Source organism: Xenorhabdus sp. Sc-CR9 (assembly GCF_963897815.1).
GTDB lineage: Bacteria > Pseudomonadota > Gammaproteobacteria > Enterobacterales > Enterobacteriaceae > Xenorhabdus.
This window is the reverse complement of record NZ_CAWQTY010000155.1, coordinates 1-214: the sequence shown is the minus strand read 5'-3', so window position 1 is coordinate 214 and position 214 is coordinate 1. Positions and strand designations below refer to the sequence as shown.

Sequence of the window (214 nt, the reverse complement as noted above, 5' to 3'; positions counted from 1 at the left end):
GGCCTCACGCGATAATCATTATCGCCGCAGATAACGACTGGCACGCCGAGGGTGAATTGGACGCAGACGGCAACCTTAAAAAGAACCCAGGAAAAATTGCGGCAGAACAGGCAGCAGCGGCAGTATCTGGGTTCGTTGCACTGCCACCCTGTGAAGAAAAAGCCGATTGGGACGACTATCGCCAAAGATACGGGTTGCAATCCATGCTGAACGC

Annotated in this window: 1 protein-coding gene; it reads left to right on the top strand. The window is 53.7% G+C overall.

The window, feature by feature from the left end; all coding sequences use genetic code 11:
- Window positions 1-214, top strand: a 214-nt coding sequence (locus AACQ81_RS07090; protein WP_237388523.1) for a hypothetical protein, incomplete at both ends; no start/stop codon positions are given.